The following is a 261-nucleotide window of genomic DNA, read 5'->3' on the forward strand; positions in this document are numbered from 1 at the left end:
CGTTGAAGAACGGGGTATGACGACCACCCTCTTCCTTGGTCAGAACGTAGGCTTCGGCCTTGAACTTGGTGTGCGGAGTGATGCTGCCCGGCTTGGCAAGTACCTGGCCGCGCTCGATGTCTTCACGCTTTACACCGCGCAGCAGGGCGCCGATGTTGTCGCCGGCACGACCTTCGTCCAGCAGCTTGCGGAACATCTCAACGCCGGTTACCGTGGTCTTGGCGGTGGCTTTGATGCCGACGATCTCGACCTCTTCGCCGA

Annotated in this window: 1 protein-coding gene; it reads right to left on the reverse strand. The window is 60.9% G+C overall.

The genetic code is table 11. The annotated features are described in order from the left end of the window. On the reverse strand, positions 1-261 hold a 261-nt coding region (locus tag F6V25_RS16895; RefSeq protein ID WP_246167087.1), incomplete at both ends, for an EF-Tu/IF-2/RF-3 family GTPase.

The organism is Oryzomonas japonica (assembly GCF_008802365.1).
GTDB classification, from domain to species: domain Bacteria; phylum Desulfobacterota; class Desulfuromonadia; order Geobacterales; family Pseudopelobacteraceae; genus Oryzomonas; species Oryzomonas japonica.